3 protein-coding genes are annotated in these 3,346 nt (G+C 69.7%); all 3 read right to left on the bottom strand.

Annotated elements, in window-relative coordinates; all coding sequences use genetic code 11:
- Positions 1-158 precede the first annotated feature (158 nt).
- Positions 159-641 (bottom strand): GNAT family N-acetyltransferase, encoded by a 483-nt coding sequence (locus tag RMO85_RS08300; protein ID WP_310528256.1) that lies wholly within the window; start codon positions 639-641, stop codon positions 159-161.
- Between the two features lie 88 nt (positions 642-729).
- On the bottom strand, positions 730-2,409 hold the full coding sequence (locus RMO85_RS08305) for a formate--tetrahydrofolate ligase (protein ID WP_310528257.1): 1,680 nt from the start codon (positions 2,407-2,409) through the stop codon (positions 730-732).
- A 41-nt stretch (positions 2,410-2,450) separates the two neighbouring features.
- Positions 2,451-3,317 (bottom strand): formyltetrahydrofolate deformylase, encoded by an 867-nt coding sequence (gene purU, locus RMO85_RS08310; RefSeq protein WP_310528258.1) that lies wholly within the window; start codon positions 3,315-3,317, stop codon positions 2,451-2,453.
- Positions 3,318-3,346: the final 29 nt, after the last annotated feature.

Consider the following 3,346-nt stretch of genomic DNA (forward strand, 5'->3'; position numbering starts at 1 on the left):
CGGTCGCCGTGATCGGGGAGCTGCCGTGGCGCTGACCCCGCTCACCCGCGTCCAGCAGGCGACCCTCATGACGGCAAATCCGGCGATCAAGAGAACGTGCATGAGTCGAGCCTTTCATCTCCTGGCGGCGTCGCTCGGACCTCCCATTGAGCGATCCGCTATCGGGCTCTGTCCGCCGGGTGCAGGTCCGCTCCGAAGATCCGCGCCGGCCCACCGTGCTTGTGGACCTCGCGTTCGAGGGTCAGGCCAATCTTCGTGGCCACGCCCTGAGATGCCACGTTGTCGGGCCGGATGATCGCGATCAGGTGCTTGACACCGCGGTCACGGGCGGCGTCGCGGACTGCTGCGGCCGCCTCGGCGGCGTACCCCCGTCGACGCTCAGAGGTGCGCACGTGCCAGCCGACCTCGACCAGCCACTCGCCCTCCACCTCTTGCATCGTCAGGCCGCAGTCGCCAACGAAATCACCGGTCAGGGTCTCGATCACCCACAGCCCGAACCCGTGCTCGGCGTAGTTCTGTCGGTTCCACGCGATCCAGGCTTCCGGGCCACGCGAACCGCCGAGCTCCAGGATGGCAATGTCGGGCAGGTCTGCCTCAGTCATCTCGCGGAAGCGGAGCCGAGTGGTCGGAGCTGGCAACACCCGGGCACGCTACCGCGCCATCGCGTCGCCGATGGCTTGACCACGGCTGTGCCCTCACCTCCCGGCTCGACAGCACGTGCGGCCATGATCAGGACAGGCCCAGGATGGTCCCGTCGTCGGCCAGGTCGATCCGCGACGCGGACGGATCCGCCGGCAGCCCGGGCATGGTCATCATGTCCCCGCAGACCACGACCACGAAGCCCGCGCCGGCCGACAGCCGCACCTCGCGCACGTGCAGCTCGTGGCCCGACGGGGCGCCGAGCAGGGTGGGGTCGGTCGAGAACGAGTACTGCGTCTTGGCCACGCACACCGGCAGGGTGCCGTACCCGTCGCGTTCGATGCGCTGGAGACGGCGCCGGGCCTTGGCCTCCCACGTCACCAGCCCAGCGCCGTACAACCGGGTCGCGATCGCCTCGACCTTCGCGGTGAGGGACAGTGCGTCGTCATAGGTGAAGGAGAACGTGTACGGCGACGGCTCGTCGAGCGCCGCGAGCACGCCCTTCGCCAGCTCCTGGGCGCCGGCCCCGCCGTCGGCGAAGTGGGTGGCGGGGTAGGCCGCGACGCCCTCGGCCGCCACCAGGTCGACGACCCTGGCGATCTCCTCGTCGGTGTCGGTGGGGAAGCGATTGACCGCTACCACGCACGAGATGCCGTAGACGTCGCGGATGTTGTCGAGGTGGCGGCGCAGGTTGACCATGCCCGCCTCGACCGCGCCGAGGTCCTCGCTGGCGAGGTCGGCGAGCGCGACCCCGCCGTGGTACTTCAGGGCCCGCACCGTCGCCACCACCACCGCCACGTCCGGTCGCAGGCCCGACTTGCGGCACTTGATGTCGACGAACTTCTCCGCGCCGAGGTCGGCGCCGAAGCCGGCCTCGGTGACGACGAAGTCGGCCAGTCGCAGGCCGGCGCGCGTGGCCGTCACCGAGCTGCAGCCGTGCGCGATGTTGGCGAACGGCCCGCCGTGCACGAAGGCCGGGGCACCCTCGAGGGTCTGGACCAGGTTGGGCGCCAGTGCGTCACGGAGCAGGGCGGCCATGGCACCGTGCGCGCCGAGCTCGCGCGCCGTCACCGGCTGCATCGCCCGCGTGTAGCCGATGACGATGTCGCCGATCCGCTTCTTCAGGTCGGCCCACGACTCGGTGAGGCAGAAGATCGCCATCAGCTCCGAGGCCACCACGATGTCGAACCCGTCCTCGCGGGGGAACCCGTTCGCGTGGCCGCCCATGCCCACGACCACCTCGCGCAGCGCGCGGTCGTTCGTGTCGAGCACCCGCTTCCAGGTCACGCTGCGGACGTCGATGTCGAGCTCGTTGCCGTGGTGAACGTGGTTGTCGATCAACGCCGACAGCAGGTTGTTGGCGGCGGCGATCGCCGCGAAGTCGCCGGTGAAGTGCAGGTTGATCTCGGTCATCGGCACGACCTGGCTGTAGCCGCCGCCGGCGGCGCCGCCCTTCATCCCGAAGACAGGCCCCATCGACGGCTCGCGCAGACAGGCGACGGCGCGGTGCCCGAGTCCGTGCAGGGCGTCGGTCAGGCCCACCGTGGTGGTGGTCTTGCCCTCGCCCGGCGGCGTGGGGGAGAGGGCGGTGACCAGGACCAGCCTGCCGAGCGGCCGGTCGGTCAGCGTCGCGAGATAGGTCAGGTCGACCTTGGCCTTGTGGTGGCCGTAGGGGACCAGGTGCTCTTGTGAGATCCCCAGGGTCGCGGCGGCCACCTCCCCGATCGGTTGCAGGGTGGCTGCATTGGCGATCTCGATGTCCGACAGCATGCGTGCTCGTCCTTCCTCGGTGGTTCTCGTGGTGTCGCCGGTCAGCGGAAGACGACGGTCCGGTCCCCGTTGAGCAGGACCCGTGACTGCGCGTGCCATCGCACGGCTCGGGACAGGACCTGCGCCTCGACGTCCCGGCCGGCCGCGACCAGTTGTTCCTGGTCGTAGGTGTGGTCGACCCGGATGACGTCCTGCTCGATGATGGGGCCCTCGTCGAGGTCGGCCGTGACGTAGTGCGCTGTCGCGCCCACCAGCTTGACCCCCCGGTCGAACGCCTGGTGGTAGGGCCGTGCCCCCTTGAAGCTGGGCAGGAACGAGTGGTGGATGTTGATGGCCCGCCCGGACAGTTGGCGGCACAGGTCGTCGGAGAGGACCTGCATGTAGCGCGCGAGCACCACGAGGTGGGCTCCGGTGTCGTCCACGAGGTCCATCAGGCGCCGCTCGGCGTCGTGCTTGGTCTCCGCCGTCACCGGCAGGTGGTGGAACTCCAGACCGTAGGAGCGGACCAGCGCACCAGCGTCGGGGTGGTTGGACACCACGGCGGGGATGTCGATCTGGAGCGCGCCGGTGCTGGCACGGAAGAGCAGGTCATTAAGGCAGTGCAGGTGCTTGGAGACCATGATCAGCGTCCGGTACGGCACCGCGGCGCCCCACAGCTCGAAGTCCATGTCGAAGTGGTCGGCGACCGCGGCGAAGTCGGCACGCAACGATGCCGCGGTCGAGAGGCCGTCGAGGGTGAAGTTCATCCGCATGAAGAACCGATCGGTGAGCCGGTCGCCGAACTGCTGGCTCTCGACGATGTTGGCGCCGTGGTCGACGAGGAAGCCCGACGCGGCGTGCACGATGCCGGGGCGGTCGGGGCACGAGAGGATGAGGACGTACTCGGCTCCGTCGGCGTCGCGCGGCATGGTGTCTCCCGGGGCGGTGGTCGTGTCGA

Source organism: Nocardioides sp. (assembly GCF_031422975.1).
Taxonomy (GTDB): Bacteria; Actinomycetota; Actinomycetes; order Propionibacteriales; family Nocardioidaceae; genus Nocardioides.

What these genes read in the sequence shown, in the direction of transcription:
- purU (WP_310528258.1), bottom strand. Translation starts at nt 3,317, where the DNA reads ATGCCGCGCGACGCCGACGGAGCCGAGTACGTCCTCATCCTCTCGTGC.
- RMO85_RS08305 (WP_310528257.1), bottom strand. Translation starts at nt 2,409, where the DNA reads ATGCTGTCGGACATCGAGATCGCCAATGCAGCCACCCTGCAACCGATC.